General features: G+C 39.6%; 16 protein-coding genes. 6 read left to right on the plus strand and 10 right to left on the minus strand.

Annotated features, from left to right (window positions below; all coding sequences use genetic code 11):
• Nucleotides 1-311: 311 nt before the first annotated feature.
• Together GJ691_RS01330 and GJ691_RS01335 are read right to left on the minus strand one after the other, a co-directional pair.
• Nucleotides 312-1,898, minus strand: coding sequence for a Gfo/Idh/MocA family protein (locus GJ691_RS01330; RefSeq protein ID WP_154362982.1), 1,587 nt, complete (start codon nucleotides 1,896-1,898; stop codon nucleotides 312-314).
• 31 nt (nucleotides 1,899-1,929) lie between these two features.
• A complete protein-coding gene (locus GJ691_RS01335; protein ID WP_154362984.1) occupies nucleotides 1,930-2,418 on the minus strand; it encodes a DoxX family protein in 489 nt (162 codons plus the stop codon).
• Nucleotides 2,419-2,621: 203 nt separating this feature from the next.
• On the opposite strand from GJ691_RS01335, the gene GJ691_RS01340 reads away from it, so the two are divergent.
• Nucleotides 2,622-3,269, plus strand: coding sequence for a hypothetical protein (locus tag GJ691_RS01340; RefSeq protein WP_154362986.1), 648 nt, complete (start codon nucleotides 2,622-2,624; stop codon nucleotides 3,267-3,269).
• Between the two features lie 104 nt (nucleotides 3,270-3,373).
• Here GJ691_RS01340 and GJ691_RS01345 read toward each other — a convergent pair whose 3' ends face one another.
• From GJ691_RS01345 to GJ691_RS01365, 5 genes are all read right to left on the minus strand, one after another.
• Complete coding sequence (locus GJ691_RS01345) at nucleotides 3,374-3,592, minus strand: hypothetical protein (RefSeq protein WP_154362988.1); 219 nt, start codon at nucleotides 3,590-3,592, stop codon at nucleotides 3,374-3,376.
• Between the two features lie 230 nt (nucleotides 3,593-3,822).
• Nucleotides 3,823-4,827, minus strand: coding sequence for a hypothetical protein (locus GJ691_RS01350; protein WP_154362989.1), 1,005 nt, complete (start codon nucleotides 4,825-4,827; stop codon nucleotides 3,823-3,825).
• Nucleotides 4,828-5,124: 297 nt separating this feature from the next.
• Nucleotides 5,125-5,691, minus strand: a complete 567-nt coding sequence (locus tag GJ691_RS01355) for a TlpA family protein disulfide reductase (protein ID WP_154362991.1) — start codon at nucleotides 5,689-5,691, stop codon at nucleotides 5,125-5,127.
• A gap of 107 nt (nucleotides 5,692-5,798) precedes the next feature.
• The gene (locus GJ691_RS01360; protein ID WP_154362993.1) at nucleotides 5,799-7,058 is read right to left on the minus strand and encodes an aminotransferase class V-fold PLP-dependent enzyme; all 1,260 of its coding nucleotides are present in this window, start codon (nucleotides 7,056-7,058) and stop codon (nucleotides 5,799-5,801) included.
• A gap of 97 nt (nucleotides 7,059-7,155) precedes the next feature.
• Nucleotides 7,156-7,380, minus strand: a complete 225-nt coding sequence (locus GJ691_RS01365) for a hypothetical protein (RefSeq protein ID WP_179954991.1) — start codon at nucleotides 7,378-7,380, stop codon at nucleotides 7,156-7,158.
• 227 nt (nucleotides 7,381-7,607) lie between these two features.
• On the opposite strand from GJ691_RS01365, the gene aqpZ reads away from it, so the two are divergent.
• From aqpZ to GJ691_RS01390, 5 genes are all read left to right on the plus strand, one after another.
• Nucleotides 7,608-8,300 carry an aquaporin Z gene (gene aqpZ, locus GJ691_RS01370; RefSeq protein ID WP_343033442.1) on the plus strand — a complete coding sequence of 231 codons (693 nt, stop codon included), beginning with the start codon at nucleotides 7,608-7,610 and terminating at the stop codon, nucleotides 8,298-8,300.
• A gap of 80 nt (nucleotides 8,301-8,380) precedes the next feature.
• Complete coding sequence (locus tag GJ691_RS01375) at nucleotides 8,381-9,697, plus strand: gluconate:H+ symporter (protein ID WP_154363000.1); 1,317 nt, start codon at nucleotides 8,381-8,383, stop codon at nucleotides 9,695-9,697.
• A 10-nt stretch (nucleotides 9,698-9,707) separates the two neighbouring features.
• On the plus strand, nucleotides 9,708-10,175 hold the full coding sequence (locus tag GJ691_RS01380) for a RidA family protein (protein ID WP_154363003.1): 468 nt from the start codon (nucleotides 9,708-9,710) through the stop codon (nucleotides 10,173-10,175).
• A 3-nt stretch (nucleotides 10,176-10,178) separates the two neighbouring features.
• Entirely contained in the window at nucleotides 10,179-11,291 is a 1,113-nt protein-coding gene (locus GJ691_RS01385; RefSeq protein WP_154363005.1) for a D-TA family PLP-dependent enzyme, read from the plus strand.
• A gap of 1 nt (nucleotide 11,292) precedes the next feature.
• Nucleotides 11,293-12,357: a dipeptidase gene (locus tag GJ691_RS01390; protein ID WP_154363008.1), complete on the plus strand. Its 1,065-nt coding sequence runs from the start codon at nucleotides 11,293-11,295 to the stop codon at nucleotides 12,355-12,357.
• Nucleotides 12,358-12,491: 134 nt separating this feature from the next.
• On the opposite strand, the gene GJ691_RS01395 is transcribed toward GJ691_RS01390, so the two are convergent.
• The 3 genes from GJ691_RS01395 to GJ691_RS01405 form a co-directional block, all read right to left on the minus strand.
• Nucleotides 12,492-12,869 (minus strand): HEPN domain-containing protein, encoded by a 378-nt coding sequence (locus GJ691_RS01395; RefSeq protein WP_154363009.1) that lies wholly within the window; start codon nucleotides 12,867-12,869, stop codon nucleotides 12,492-12,494.
• Between the two features lie 128 nt (nucleotides 12,870-12,997).
• Nucleotides 12,998-16,528, minus strand: a complete 3,531-nt coding sequence (gene nifJ, locus GJ691_RS01400; protein WP_154363011.1) for a pyruvate:ferredoxin (flavodoxin) oxidoreductase — start codon at nucleotides 16,526-16,528, stop codon at nucleotides 12,998-13,000.
• 363 nt (nucleotides 16,529-16,891) lie between these two features.
• Complete coding sequence (locus tag GJ691_RS01405; RefSeq protein ID WP_154363013.1) at nucleotides 16,892-17,242, minus strand: 4Fe-4S binding protein; 351 nt, start codon at nucleotides 17,240-17,242, stop codon at nucleotides 16,892-16,894.
• Nucleotides 17,243-17,354: the final 112 nt, after the last annotated feature.

The following is a 17,354-nucleotide window of genomic DNA, read 5'->3' on the forward strand; positions in this document are numbered from 1 at the left end:
TCCCTATTTTTTTTAAAAATTCACAATTTAATCCCGTTTTTTTAAGGATGTGGAAATTGAAACCCATTAAAATCGATGATTTTCTATAAAAAATCTTGCTTTTAAGTCATATAACGGTAGAAAACATCGATAAAACACCACCTATAATTCTTCCTTTACCCCGAACCAAATGAATAAAATTATCGCCTAAAGGCATTTTTTTATCCTATTTTCAATCTAAAATATTTAGAATATGAATAAAAAAAATAACGGACCCAAAAAGGGTCCGTTATCATCCAATTCAACAAAAGTCATAAAACGCCACCTTATACCTACATTGGTGCAAGCAACGCCTCATCAAAATCAATTCCTTCAATAGGTTTTAATTGTTCCGTTTCTTTATCCCACTCAATACGTCTTCCCAACTTATACGATAGTCCGGCCATATGAGATGAAATGGCTTCTTCAAAACCTTCCTTGACCCCACAGCTTACCTTACCCCCATTTCGTGCACAGCTCAACCATTCCCGCATATGTAAGAAAGTAGAATCTACCCTAGCACCGTTAATGTAGGTCCACATCAATCCTTTATCAGCAAAATATTGTGAAGTGGCCGAAGCGACCCCGTCCGGAGTAGAAGCTCCCGGGTCGTATTGGTAGATCGGCACCCCTGGACTCATTTTTTCATTTTCAATATTATCGGCATATCGCGTAGACTGCCTATCTGGCCAAATGGTCAATTGATTCCCAAGTTCCAAGGTACCATCATGTCCCATTAAGATCGTAGGGCGGTTAAAACCGTTTCCCAAGGTTGCACTATACACAAAGGTCATTCCTTGCTCTTTCCCTTTTGCCTGGCTGCTTCCGGTAGAGAAGTTCGGATACTCCATATTTACTTGTAGCACATCGGGTACATTACGACCATCCCTATGGGTATAGATACCCCCTGAGGTCATTACCGAATCCGGGATTCCCATATTCAAGACACAATTCAATCGGTCATAATCGTGCGACAATAGATCGCCCGAAAGCCCTGAACCATAAGCCCACCATTTACGCCATCTAAAGAAATGGTTCTTGTTAAAGGGGACTTTCGGTGCAGAACCCAAAAACATATCCCAATCTATGGTCTGCGGACTTGCATCGGGATGAATATCGTACATCCAAGCCCCATTGTCGTCATTTCGGTTGGTATTGGTCTGTATCAATGAAACGTGCCCTATGGTTCCTTTTTCGATAATATCTTTCGCCGTCTGAAAACTCAAGGTTTGCCTATGTTGGTGACCTACTTGTAAAGTGGCTTTGGAATTACGCGCCGCCTCCCTTAAACGATAGGTTTCCTCCACGTTATGGGTCATCGGCTTTTCAACATACACATGTATATTATTTTCCAAGGCATCAATGGTCATAGGAGCATGCCAATGGTCTGGAGTGGCAATTACCACTGCATCGACCTTTCCTGAACGTATCATCTCTTGATAAGTACGAAAACGCTCCATTTTATTATCTGGGGTGTTAAAGGAGTTCAAAGCCTTATTTGCCCTGTAATCGAAAATATCGCAGATACCTGCTAAATGTACATTCAATTTATCCTGGGCTTCAAAATCCGCCAAAGTGGAATTATTGGGGTTTTCCTCTGCTGCCAAGCGCATTTCCTCTTTCCATTCATTCGTAGCAAAACCTAATGCACGACAAAGCTGCTCCCCTCTTATTCCAAAACCTATAATACCGACCCTGATCGGATCACCTCCAATACCTGGCACGGCAGCTGGCAATGAGGGTTGTATGTTCAGTTGTTCCAAAATGGCGGAACGTTCTTTTTTCTTAGCAACGGTACTGGCCGCCCCGGCCCACCAAACTGCCCCCATGAGGGGAATACCACCTAAACCTTTTAAAGCGTCTCTTCTTGTAAATTTCATTTGTAACTCTTTATTGTATTAAGGATCGTATTTAATTTGATTGGGTCAACACTTCTTTCTTATCGAAGAATCTTTGAAGTCCAAAATACCGGGAAGTTGGCAATTGATAAATGACCACACAGACCATAAGTTCAATCAGGTTTTTGTTCACAAACCAATAGCTGCCTTCAACACTAACCTCTGTTAACCAAGGAAAAGAAGGATGTGCCAAATAATACATGGCCAATAATACCGCCCCGACAATTGCCCCACATTTTTCAAAAATGCCCAACAAAAGGGTAAGGCCAACAAAAACCAACGCTATTTTATTACCCCAATCGGCAATGCCGATCATCGCATCACTGGTCATCCATATAAAAAAGGAACGAAAAGGGCCTTGGGCAGAAGCAAGGTACCCGACAGAGGTCCAATCTGGGTTATACAATTTTATAATACCTTCATAAAGAAAGTGCCAGCCTACAAACAGCCGCAAGAGCACCATACTGTTTGTCAACCATTTTTCATTTCTAATCGTAAGCATACTTTGAAATTCTGTTTGGTTATACGTTTGGTTAGTCCCTGAAGTAATTCAGACTCGTAAAAATATCGAAATTACCCCAATAGTCCAGTGATTAATATGATTTTTATCAGGTTAGATAAATGGTTTTACACCCTTTTACGACCCAAGATCATGAAATTGCCCAAAATCATTATTTTAGCGCAAATTTGATTAAACACTATACCATGAAAAGAATTCCACTTTTGGCCTTAATGGCCCTATTGTTCGTTTCCTGTTGGAAGGATAAAAGCCCAGAAGACCTGATCCGATTAAAAGAACAGTTTAAATCGCAGGTAAACGACTTTGAAAAGAAAAAGGAAAATGCCAATAAAAACGTTACCAAAGGCCTAAAAACGCTCAATGCCCTCAAAAGTGCATTGGAAGACACCAAGAATGAAGACAAAGAATTTGCAAAAGTCTATGGCGATTGGGAAAAAGTGGACAAACGCGTAAAGAACCTGAACAAGGAATATGAAGACCTAAAAGAAAAAGCCGCCAATCTTTTTACGGCCATGGAAACCCAAACCAACAGCCTTAGCGACGAAAAAGCCAAAAAAACCCTTTTAAAGGCAATAAACAAAGCACGCACCAAATACAATGGCACCTTGGCCAATACTTCAAAAGCCATTGACAAACTTAAGTTGCTCCATGGTGATGCCGTCGAAGTTGTAAAAGCACTGGAGGTAGCTGCCGCCCTAAATTCTTTCGATAATATAAATGACCAAATGAAAAGTATCGAAGGACGTGTTGACGGAATTATGCAAGAGCTGAACATAGCCGTTGTGGAAAGTAAAAAACTATACGAAAAAAAGATTACGGACCTAGGCGTTTAAATACGACCGTTCTTAATTGAGCACAAATACCTTCACTTTATTTAGTTACATCGTGAAGGTATTATAGCTTTTTGGAAGAATTGGACTTATAACGAAAAAACCCATTACGCCATTTTGGCTTTGTTTCTTTTCGTGGTGAAAGACAATGCTTTCTTTACCCTAGAGTTTTTGAATTTATATAAACGCGCAACTGTATTCTCATTACTTGCAGAGGTCATTATCGTTTTTTCAACGGTTTCAACTTTAACATCGGCCTTGACATCTTGAGCTTGCGCAGTGATTCCGATCGTAAGAACAAATATTAAAGTTAAGATAGTTTTCATGACTTGCGTTTTTATATAATAAAAACGCAGCAGAGCGTATCCTGCAGGGTTGTAAAACGTTCAAAACCCCTTATTTTTCGGTAACTGACAAAAACACGGATGAAGTGTAAAAAATGCTCGATGAACGCAACGAACCCCTAAAACACCTTAACGAAGGTATGTGCATTTAATCGGGATAAATAGTTTATAAATTCCCGGAATAACGTTAGACCCTCGAATACCAAGGGTGATTATTTTTTGTAATCTCCCTGAGCATAAGAGGCTACAATACTACTATTAGGTGTCTTACAATTAGACGGAAAGTCAAAAAAATACATACATTCGGGCAACCCATCAACAAAGGTTATCTGTACCCAACCATTAGAACTGTTGCCAAATCCTTTAAAACTGTAATTTGCCCTAACGGACTTTGGCCTTCCCTGGTTATCGGTCGATTCTATACGAACACCAGAGACACTACTAGGCACATATTTATTAAAGGCCCATGTCTTCGCTTGATTTACTATAAGGTCATTGATCAATGCGCCAAGATTCTGAGCTCCGGTGGGGCCGCCGGATTTTTTCATAACCGCGAACTTGCTACTTTCTTGCATACGAATCCCTGGTTTTTGCAATGCGAATAATTTCAGGTTTTCCTCAAACCGCTTTATTCCCGCACTATTTCCTGGATTCAAGGTGAACATACGCGCCATATCATTTTTTAGACCATTGGCTTTATGTATCATATCAACTGAATTCCCCATGGCATTTGGGTCCATTATCATAGACATAACGGTTTGTAAGCCCATAGACCTCTGAATTCTATCAACCTCCATTTTAGCATTATAAAGATCGGGCTTGGCATATAGACCGGATGGCACCCAAGTATATTCAACACAAACACTACTTAGAAGATCTCCATACATATTAAAACTCTCCTCTTTCCTAGCGCAAACCTCATCCATGATCTTCACCTTATTTGCTGGTAAATAGTCATCACATTGCCGTCCATATGCTCTTAGATATTGCTCAAAAATCATAAGGAAATCGGTATCTTCCCGTTTCATTTCAATATTCTCAAAATGGCCCCTAAAGATGTAATCATAGAACTCGGCAAAATAAAGACCATCGGTATTGAATACCATGTTTTGCGTCAAATTGCCATATGATTCAAATACATTCTTTTTTGGGGAGAACGAAGTGCTTAGGAATGCTATCAACCCTAAACCTAGGAGCGATGTTACGTAGTCTTTCATAGAGTTAGTTGTTATTAAGTTTTTTTAGGTCAAACGACATATGTAAACCATTGTTTACCTAGTAAACACAAAAAACATCCTGTTCATAACAAATCACAGGATTCTTTTCAATTTCAAGTATATAAGTTGGGAATATTCCCTAATAATACCTTGTTCTTATTATAATATGGGGGATGCCTTTAGCTAGGTCAAAAATTTCCCATGGATGAAAACCCATAACCTTTGAAGCGTTTAACTAAAATAAAAAATAATGAAGACCTATTTAATATTTCGATAAAAAATTCATCGTACTGCTTTTTATTCTTCTACAAGAACATCTAAAGTTTTACGCACCTTATCACTGTACCAATCCGTTGCTCCTTGTTCTTTAATTACAACCTTCCCTTTTTTATCGATTATATAATTGGTTGGAATGGTTCGCTCAAAAAGTGAGGCGGGAGTTTCCATTTGAGGCAGAACAACGGGAAGATTATATTGCTTTTTGTCCAAAAATGTTTGAATTACTTCGGGATCTTCATGGGTAATGAGTACAAAATCCATCTTATCACCATAATCATTGTACAATTCTTGTATACTAGGAAGTTCTGCCCTACAAGGAGGACACCAAGTAGCCCAATAACTAAGGAAAGTCACATTGCCATTTCCGATTTCAACATTCGCAGCAGAACCATCCAAATGGGACAACCGGTAGGTAAAGGGCTCTAATTGTATTTGTTCTTCTTCATCCATTTTAGAAGGAGAGAACAATACCATACGAATCTTACTTAAACCCTCCTGGATAGGCATTCGTGTTTGTGGCACGATCATTAAAATAATGACTATCGCAAAAATAATCGTACTTAGGTCTGGCTTCTTCTTTTTCATCTTAACAAAGATAACGAAAGAGGTAGGTTCTTATAAAACCATTTTTTTTATTTAACCTTGTATTAAGTGCGCAAATATTCGAACAAGAAGGCCAATAAATAAAAAGTTCACGTCCTGAGAGCCAAAGTTTTCATGGTCTCGACAAACTTATCCAACTCCACTATGGTCGTATAGATATTTGGTGTTATCCTACAGCCTTGCACATTGGCATGATCAATGGCCACGGTAAAAATTTGGAATTCATCTAACAGAATCTTGGCCAAATCAGCTGGCCTAATATGACTTATACCCACATTTGCTATTCCGCAAGACCTATGTTCTTCTTTTGGTGTATTAATTACAATATTTTTGACTCCACGCAATTGATCACTCCAATATCTTTGCAAATGCCTCATTCTTTTCTCTTTTCGTTGAATACCGATTATCTCAAGATAGTCAATAGCATCATTAATGGCCAAATCTGAATGTACAGGATGTGTTCCTGTATGGTTCAGACGTTGTATTTTGGATTCGTCTTTACCATAATCGGCCAATAAGGGCCAAATTTTGGGAATTTTCTTTTCGGCCACATAAAGTAACCCGGTCCCTAATGGCGCACTCAACCATTTATGAAGACTTGACCCATAATAATCACAATGCAATTCTGAAATATTTACCTCAAAATGACCGATACAGTGAGCTCCATCAACCAGCACCTCAACCCCATATTTATGGGCCATATCACAGATTTTTCGAATGGGTAATATATGCCCTGTGATATTGATCATATGACTCACCATCAACAATTTGGTTTTTGAAGTGATCTGATCTTCGTACAATTTCACCAATTCCTCATCATTCTCAGGGTAATTGGGAACAGAGACCACTTTATTGACGATACCATAACGTTTTGAAATTAGATTGAAATGATCCTGCATCGACCCATAATCCTGTACTGCAAAAAGTGCCTCATCCCCTTTTTTCCAAGGAAATCCTCCTATTACCATATCCAAAGATTCCGTTGCATTTCTTGTTATTATTAATTCTTCTGTCTTAACCCCAACCATTTTTGCCAGTCTGGCAGCAACGTTTTTCTTATTATCCCATTGAACCGTTCGCATATAATACGACCCTTCATAATTCACCATTTTCAAATGTTCTACATATTTTGATAGAATTGGCCGGGGAATAAAATTATAGTAACCGTTCTCAAGATTTATATAATCCGGTTTTAAGGCATAATCTTTTCGGATACGTTTCCAAAACCCTTCATCATCCACAGGATAAGGTCTATTGCAAACCGTGGGTAACGCATGTAATTGCATTGGCAAAAACGGGGTTACAATTGCCGCTTGTCCAAAACGTTTTAAAAACTGTCTTTTTTCCATAATTCAACTTTTTTTGGTCGTTCTTGTCTTAACGGGCATTATCACGGTATATATTAAAAATATTATGACCATACCCGTTCATTTACACTAATTATCACTACATAAAAGGTGGGGGCCCGGCATTGACCAATACCTTTTCAATCCTAGGAACATCGTCATCCAAGAATTTTCGTAGCTGAACTTGCAGTTCGGCATATTGTTTTTTTTGCCAATTCAGGACTTTCCATCTGCATTTTGTTGGTCCATAACTGTTTTTATAGAAACCGCGTTGGGCTATCCTTAAACGATCGCTTATGGTAGGGTCGTCTTTTTCCCACCCCATCGTTATGAAAAAAATATCCAAATATGGCCGTTTACAAATCTTTCATCGCCATATAGCGTACCTGGCCCTACAGGTAAAAACAAGCTACAATATAATCAAAACCTGTTATTTCTTGTAGAAACCAAAGGGAGAATCGCTAAAAAAGGCCCTTATACTTAGAAAGTAAAACACACTTTAATTTTTCATACCTTAGGCATCACTAACATTATTTATCATTAACTAAAACATTGAAAATGAAAAAATTAGTAGCAGAATTTATCGGTACCTTATGGCTGGTACTTGGTGGTTGTGGAAGCGCTGTTTTGGCAGCAGGTTTCCCTGAATTGGGAATCGGGTTTGTCGGCGTGGCACTTGCCTTTGGTTTAACAGTGGTTACCATGGCTTATGCCATAGGACATATTTCGGGCTGTCATCTGAATCCGGCCGTATCAATCGGATTATGGATGGGAGGTCGTTTTAGCGGAAAGGAACTTGTCCCATACATCGTTGCCCAAGTTATGGGCGGAATCGCTGGTGCAGGTATTCTTTACACCATCGCTTCGGGACAACCCGGTTTTGAACTTGGCGGATTCGCTGCCAATGGATATGCGGAGCACTCTCCTGGAGGATATAGCGTAATGGCAGCGTTGGTGACCGAAATAGTAATGACGTTCATTTTCCTTTTCGTCATTTTGGGGGCAACCCATTCCAAGGCACCAAAGTATTTGGCCGGTTTGGCCATTGGTCTATGCTTAACCTTGATACACCTTATTAGTATTCCCGTTACGAATACGTCGGTAAACCCTGCCAGAAGTACAAGCCAAGCCCTTTTCGTTGGGGACTGGGCCTTAGGTCAACTATGGTTGTTCTGGGTCGCCCCAATTGTTGGAGCACTACTTGCCGGTATGGTTTACAAATATTTATCCCCAGAAAAGGAATAGAAAAAAGGGGGCTTTCATTAGCCCCTTTTTTTTACAAAAAGAGTATATTTAAAGGTTATCATTTCCTAAAATGACCCTTTATGCCTTTATTCATTGTAATTATCGGAATACTACTTCTCTTTTTACTTATTGCCCAATTTAAACTCAATGCCTTTATTTCATTTATCATTGTTTCCCTTGTAGTCGGAGTAGCCGAAGGAATGGAATTTCTTTTGGTGTTAGATGCAATTCAAAAGGGAATAGGCAAGACCTTAGGAAGTTTGATCATGATTCTCGGGTTTGGAGCCATGCTAGGAAAATTGGTGGCCGACAGCGGTGCTGCCCAACGCATAACAACCAAATTGGTAGACAAGTTCGGTAAAAAAAACATTCAATGGGCCGTAGTTCTCACAGGGTTCATTGTAGGTATTCCCATGTTTTATACGGTAGGTTTCGTGATTCTCATTCCACTGGTGTTTACGGTAGCGGCAACCACCGGCCTACCCTTAATTTATGTAGGACTTCCCATGTTGGCTTCATTATCGGTTACACATGGTTATTTACCACCTCATCCCGCACCAACAGGAATCGCGGTAATGTTCAATGCGGATATAGGCAAAACCCTATTATACGGTTTAATTGTAGCCGTACCAGCAATCATAATAGCAGGCCCCTTATTTTCGAGAACCATAAAAAATATAAAAGCTACCCCGTTACAGGAATTCGTAAATACAAAAGTACTTTCCGATGAAGAAATGCCCAGTACGGCAACTAGCATTATAACTGCCTTATTCCCTGTCATTTTAATAGGAATCGCAGCACTGGCAAACCTGATATTACCCGAAAAAAGCATTTTACTACAAATTACTTCAATTATTGGCAATCCCGTTTTTGCCATGCTTCTTTCAGTTCTACTGGCAATTTTCACCCTCGGTTTGAATCGAGGAAGAACCATGAAAGAAGTTATGGATTCCGTTTCCCATGCAATTGCAGGTATTACCATGGTATTATTGATCATTGCAGGTGCAGGCGGATTAAAAGAGGTTTTGATTGATAGTGGTGTAAGTGATTATATAGGGAATTTAATGAAAGGCTCTACTATTTCGCCATTGATCTTGGCATGGTTGATAGCAACGGTCATACGTGTCTGTGTAGGTTCTGCCACGGTAGCAGGTTTAACGGCTGCAGGCATTGCAATGCCCCTTTTATCATCTTCCGGTGTTAGCCCGGAATTAATGGTATTGGCAATAGGCTCGGGTAGTTTAATGTTGTCCCATGTCAATGATGGGGGATTTTGGTTGTACAAAGAATATTTTAACCTATCGGTTAAAGACACTTTACGCACTTGGACAGTTATGGAAACCACAGTCGGTATTATGGGGCTTGTAGGAGTATTGATATTGGATATATTCATTTAAAAACAAACATATGGATAATTTACCTTCGGAAAGAATAAAGGCTTTAGGATTACAACTTCCACCCGCCCCACCACCTGCGGGTTTATACAAACCCGTATTAGTAGTTGACAATTTTCTCTACGTTTCTGGTCAGGGTCCTATGCAAATGGATGGTTCCCTGATGACCGGCCGTGTAGGTGATGACCTGAATTTAGGTCAAGGTAAATTGGCCGCAGAGCAGGTTGGCCTTACCATGCTTTCCACGATTATTACACATTTCGGTTCTGTTGACAAGATAAAACGGGTAGTCAAAGTTTTGGGAATGGTGAATTCAACGCCGGAATTTAAACAACACCCCCTAGTCATCAATGGTTTTAGCGAACTTATGGCAGACGTTTTCGGTAATGACAAAGGTGTTGGTGTACGCAGCGCAGTGGGAATGATGCTTCCCGGAAATATTCCCGTAGAGATTGAAGCAATGTTCGAAATTCATCAGTGATTTATGCAACGTTTAAAATGGTATGAAATAAATGATACTACCAAGGTGATTTCCCCGTCACTATTGGTATATCCGGATAGGATAAAAAAGAATATTCAGCTCATGCTGAAAATAGCGGGTGGCACGGAGTTTCTTCGACCTCATATCAAAACCCATAAAATGGCCGAAATAATCCAAATGCAAATGAAACTGGGCATTTATAAATTTAAATGCGCAACCATTGCCGAGGCCGAATTATTAGCCGACTGCGGGGTACAGGATATACTTTTGGCCATGCAACCGGTAGGGCCCAACATTTCACGTTTTTTTAGCTTGATGGAGACCTATCCAAATTCGAAATTCTCGACATTGGTTGATAATGCAAATACCTTGGATACATTCATTGTAACGGCAAAATCAAAGAAAATCACAATTGATCTTTGGGTAGATATTGACAACGGTATGCATCGCACGGGTATACCTGCCGGACCCATGGCTGAAACCCTTTATGAAAGAATGGTCGGCAGCACCTATATAAACGCAAGAGGACTACACGCCTATGACGGCCATATTAACCAATCTGATTTCGATGAACGAAAAATAGCATGTGATCTAGCTTTCGAACCTGTATCAATATTAAGGATGAAATTGGAAAATAAAGGCTTAGGACCTATTAAAATGGTCATTGGGGGAAGCCCAACTTTTCCTATACATAGCAAAAGGGCAAATATCGAAACATCGCCCGGCACAACATTATTATGGGATGAACGTTATAGTACTATATTAAAAGATATGTATTTTCTTACATCTTCTGTGTTGATAACCAGAATCATCAGTAAGCCTGGATCCGACTTACTTTGTTTTGATTTGGGACATAAATCTATTGCTCCCGAAATGTCTTTCCCAAGGTTGAAAATCCTAGGATTGGAAGATTGTCCACAAATAGCCCAGAGCGAAGAGCATTTGGTAGTAAAGTGTAATGATGGCAATAAACACAAAATTGGAGATGTCTTTTACGCTATTCCCATGCATATTTGCCCTACGGTGGCAAAATACCAAAGTGTTTCCACTGTTGAGGACCACAAAATAAGCGGCTCTTGGAAGGTCGTTGCAAGAAACCAAAAATTAACTATCTAGTATGTTCATATTCGATGCCCATTTAGATCTCGCTATGAATGCCATGGAATGGAACAGGGACTTAACATGGTCTGTAGAATCTATACGCACGGGTGAAATAGGAATGTCGGATAAACCGGACCGTAATAAAAACACAGTTTCGTTACGAGCCATGAGAAAAGGGAATATAGGACTTTGTGTTGCTACCCAAATTGCCCGTTTCACGAAAAAAACCAATCCGCTTCCCGGTTGGAAATCCCCACAACAGGCATGGGCACAGACCCAAGGGCAATTGGCATGGTATAAAACAATGGAAGATTTAGGGGAAATGGTTCAAATTCGTAATTATGAGCAATTAAATGCCCATTTGGAGCTTTGGAACACTTCCCAAGAAAAGAAACCTATTGGTTACATTTTAAGTTTGGAAGGTGCCGATTCAATCATAACAATGGACTACTTGGAGAAATCCTATGAACAAGGATTACGGGCCATTGGTCCCGCTCATTATGGTCCTGGCACTTATGCCCAAGGTACGAATGGCACAGGCGGATTGGGGCTCAAAGGAAAGGAACTCTTAAGGGAAATAGAGCGTTTAGGACTAATTTTGGATATGAGCCACCTCAACGATAAATGTTTTTGGGAAACCATGAAGTTTTATGACGGACCAATGTGGGCCAGCCATACCAACTGCCGTACTTTAGTGGACCATAATAGACAGTTCTCAGACGAACAGATCAAGGAATTAATCAATAGAGATGCCGTAATCGGAATGGTCATGGATGCTTGGATGTTGGCATCTAATTGGATCAGGGGTATGTCATCGCCCGGTGGTCTTGGGATTACCCTTCATACTGTAATAGACCATATTGATCATATTTGCCAATTGGCCGGGAACTCCGATCATGTGGGTATAGGTACTGACTTGGACGGTGGTTTTGGAACGGAACAATGTCCTTCAGATATCGATACTATTTCCGACTTACAAAAAATTCCTAAAATGCTTCAAAAAAGAGGGTATTCCACAAAGGATATTGAAAATATAATGCATAAAAATTTCTTGCAGTTCTTACAAAAAACTTGGAAGTAAATAACTTCTTGCCAAAAATAAAAATGTCCTGTCGAGCTCAGTAGAAATCCATGATTACCATTGTAATCGGATTTAGGGGGTATCTACTGTACGCGCCAAGACATTATTAAAGCAATATTAATAACACAACTGTTCTAGCTTATGATTTTCTCGCGCCTTAAAAAGGTATCCAAACTATCGGCAATATCAAAGCATCTACTAAAACGTGTGCTTTCATTACAGAATCTGGATTCGTCTTTGTGCGCATTGCACTCAAAACCTGTCAAGTGTACTTCTGAAAAATGATCATTGATTATCTTACATTGTTCATAAAGACTATCTATTGAATCTTTTGAACTTGACTCAATCCCATTTTCAAGAAGAAAACCCCTTAAATAGTTTGAAATAGCACTTTGTGCATTGCTACATACCAATTGAGCGACCACATCTTCCTCTGGTCTGCACAACTCAAAATTGGCTTCTTTAAGCTTAAGTACCGCTTCCTCGTACAGCTTTTTGGCTTTTTCTTCCATTATTGATACGATTTTTTATAGTTAAACTTTTGAACTTTGTTCCATACATCCTGAACCTTTTACAACCCAGAATGTATGGTTTCAAAAAACAAAGTCAATCTTCAGATAATTTCACTTACTATTTAAAATTACATTCCTCTATAAAGCTCCAATTTCTCCCATCTAGAGTCTACTTCTTCCTGTGCCTGTTTAAGGAGTTTAGCTCCTAGTTCGGCATTTTCCTTAGCAACTCTTGAGAAACGGGTTTCCATGTACATGAACTCTTCTAAAGGTGCAGATGGTGCTTTGGAATCCAATCTAAATTTCTTGCCTTTTGGTTTGGCAGGGTCAAATCTAAATAATGGCCAGTAACCGGTTTCAACGGCTTTTTCCTGATGCATGGCCCCATCCCTTAGATTGTAACCATGGTCACCACAATGGGAATAAGCAATGATCAATGAAGGACCATCATAAGCTTCTGCTTCTTCAATGGCTTTCAGTGTTTGCAAATCCTTAGCCCCGATAGCTATTTGGGCAACATATACATTTTCATAGGAAACAGCCTGTAAGGCCAAGCTTTTCTTACTTGTACGTTTGCCAGCAACAGCAAATTTAGCACTTGCACCTAATGGTGTGGATTTAGACATTTGACCACCTGTATTGGAATAGATTTCTGTATCCAATACCATTATATTGATATTTTCACCAGATGCCAATACATGGTCTACACCACCATATCCTATATCATAGGCCCATCCATCACCACCTAGGATCCAAACTGACTTCTTACGTAGGTATTCGGTCAATTGTGATAGCTTTTTCGCTTCAGGTGTATTGATAGTTGCCAACTTTTCTTTTAGCTTTTTAAGATTCAAAAAGTTTTCTTCTTTTTCAGCTTCCGTTTTTTCAGGATTGTTCAAAATGGCATCTACCAATTCGGTACCGACCTCTGCTTCCAAACCTTTTAAAAGACCAGCGGAAATCTCTTGTTTTTTAGATAATGCCAATTTCATACCTAAACCGTATTCGGCGTTATCCTCAAACAATGAGTTGGCCCAAGCCGGTCCTCTACCGAACTTGTTCTTTTTATATGGTGTAGTTGGTAAATTACCTCCATAAATAGAAGAACAACCCGTAGCGTTGGCGATTAAAATACTATCACCATATAATTGGGTCAATAATTTTATATATGGTGTTTCACCACAACCTGAACAGGCTCCCGAGAATTCGAACAAAGGTTCTAAGAACTGTGATCCTTTTACATTGGTCAACTGCAATTCTGTTCTGTCATAATCGGGAAGGTCTATAAAGAAATCCCAATTTGGATCTTCCACAGCTTCAACGGCAAGTTTTTCATGCATATTGATGGCTTTGAAATCTGGATCTTCTTTACTGACAGCAGGACAAACAGCTACACAAAGATCACAACCTGTACAATCCTGTGCGGATACTTGTAATACATAAGATTCTTCTGCACCATTAAAAGGCCTACCTTTTGCAGGAACGGATTTTAAAGTTGAAGGGGCTCCTTCCAATTCTTCATTGGAAACCACCTTCGCGCGAATTGCGGCATGTGGACAAATGGCCACACATTTATTACATTGTGTACAAATATCTTCGCCGTCCCAAACCGGAACATTGATCGCTATACCACGTTTTTCAAATTGGGTTGTTCCTGTTGGGAACGTACCATCAACAGGGAACGCACTTACAGGAAGTTCATCTCCGTTACCTGCCAATATTTTCCCAAGTACTTCTTTCACAAATGGATCGGCATCACCGGTCATCATTGGTTTAAGTTCCGTATCACTTGTAATTTGTTTAGGATAATCTACCTTTTGAAGGTTTTCCAATGATTTATCCACTGCATTAAAGTTCATCTGAACCACGGCATCTCCTTTCTTGGAGTAAGATTTAACGATGGCCTCTTTTATTTTGGCAATTGCCTCATCTTTTGGAAGTACACCTGAAATAGCGAAGAAACATGTTTGTAAGACCGTATTGGTTCGTTTACCAAGATTGGCTTCTTGTGCTACTTTTGTGGCATCGATTACATAAAAATCCAATTCATTTTCAACGATTTGCTCTTGCATTTTTTTAGGAAGAACATCCCAAATGGCATCTTTATCGAAAGGAGAGTTCAAAAGGAAGGTTCCTCCTTTTTTAACACTCTTTAAAATGTCATATTTTTCAATGAAGTTAAATTGATGGCAAGCGATGAAGTTGGCTTTGTGGATCAAATATGAAGAATAAATGGGCTCAGGACCAAAACGTAAATGCGAAACGGTCTGTGCCCCGGCTTTTTTAGAGTCATATACAAAGTATCCCTGTACATAATTATCCGTTGTTTCACCGATAATCTTGATCGAGTTTTTATTTGCGCCTACCGTACCATCGGAACCTAATCCGTAGAACATGCAGTTAAAGGTATTTTTAACTGTTTGCAATCTACCACCCAATGGAAGACTTTTGAAAGAAACATCATCATTGATACCAACTGTAAAGTGATTTAATGGTTGTTTTCTGTCTAACTCATCATAAACAGATTTTACCATTGCTGGATCAAACTCTTTTGAAGACAAGCCGTAACGGCCACCTATGATCTGTGGCATTTCCCTTTCACTTTCCATAAATGCGGTAACAACATCCTGGTAAAGTGGCTCACCTAAACTACCTGGCTCTTTGGTCCTATCCAAAACAGCGACTTTGGTAACGGTTTCTGGTAATGCATCAACAAAATGACTTATAGAGAACGGTCTGAATAAACGTACGATAATGGCACCTACTTTTTCACCATTTTTAACCATGGTATCAACAGCTTCCATGACAGGGCCTTGACCAGAACCCATGATTACAATAACCTTTTCGGCTTCAGGATGGCCTACATAATAGAACAAGCTGTATTTACGTCCAGTATGTTCGTAAAACTCATCCATTGTTTTCTCGACTATACCTGGAACTTTATCATAATAAAGGTTGGCAGCTTCCCTTGCTTGGAAGAATACATCAGGGTTTTGTGACGTACCTCTTAATACGGGATTATCTGGATCCAACGAACGTTTTTTGTGAGCCATTATTTCATCTTCCGGCATCATGGCCTTAATGGTCTCATCAGAAATTGAATCGATTTTGGAAATCTCATGAGAAGTCCTGAATCCATCAAAAATATTCATGAAAGGAATCCTTGATTTTAAAGTTGCTACTTGTGAAATCAAGGCCATATCTTGGGCTTCTTGCACCGAACCCCCGAACAACATGGCAAATCCTGTTTGCCTCGCGGCCATTACATCTGAATGGTCGCCGAAAATGGACAATGCATGGGTGGCAATGGTTCTTGCCGCAACATGAATTACAGAGGGCAATAATTCCCCTGCCATTTTATACATATTAGGTATCATTAGCAGCAACCCTTGGGAAGCCGTGAACGTTGTTGTCAAAGCACCTGCTTGCAAAGAGCCGTGTACTGCCCCGGAGGCGCCCCCTTCACTTTGCATTTCAACAATCCTGGGAACATTATCCCATATGTTCTTCAGTCCTTTAGAGCTATACACATCAACATGCTCGCCCATTGGCGACGCAGGAGTGATGGGATAAATGGCACAAACCTCATTGGTCTTATGCGCCACTCTTGCAACCGCTTCATTTGCGTCACAAATTAACTTTTTGGATTTTTTTTCCATGATGATAATCGCTTGTTTTTAAGATACCTGAACAAATTTGGGAAAAGAACCCTGCATAAAAGAAGTCGCGAATTGCCGAGGTATCGGATTTAAATATGGATAAAGCTAAAAAGACTTCAACGGCCAGACTATGACATTTGTCAGGTTAACGGTTTAAGGAACTAAAGAAAAAACAAGAGAAAAAAAAAGAATAATGAAGAAAAATAACAGTCCTTATAATAACATAATGAAAGACCTCTCCGTTTTTCGGCTTTGAAGAATGGTTGCCAAAATATGAAAACGGATATTTAAGACATAAACTGACAGGGGCACCTCATAACTGAAATACCCCTGTCAGTTTTAAAACATTTGAAGAGGAATTTGTTATTCCCCGTGTAGCCAAGCCTTTTTAGCTAGCAAGGCATCTTCTGTCTCGACATGGTTCTCATCAGGAACACAACAGTCAACAGGACAAACTGAAGCACATTGCGGCTCATCATGAAACCCTTTACACTCGGTACACTTGTCGGCAACGATAAAATAGAATTCATCTGAAATAGGTTCGTTTTCCTCATCAGCATCAACCTCCCTACCATCGGGGGTTGTAACCGTGCCACTTAATTCAGTTTCATCAGAATAGCTCCATTCTTGATCTGGTTCATAAATCGCATTGTTGGGACACTCAGAAATACAAGCATCACAATTAATGCATTCATCTGTAATTATTATAGCCATTTTGCTTAATTTTATTTAGGTAACGAAGTTATCATATAGACCATCATATTTTAATGATAAATATCATATTTCGAAACTTAAGGTGAATTAAATTTTAGTCCCTAAATTTACC

It is taken from the genome of Maribacter luteus, assembly GCF_009674825.1.
Taxonomy (GTDB): Bacteria; Bacteroidota; Bacteroidia; order Flavobacteriales; family Flavobacteriaceae; genus Maribacter_A; species Maribacter_A luteus.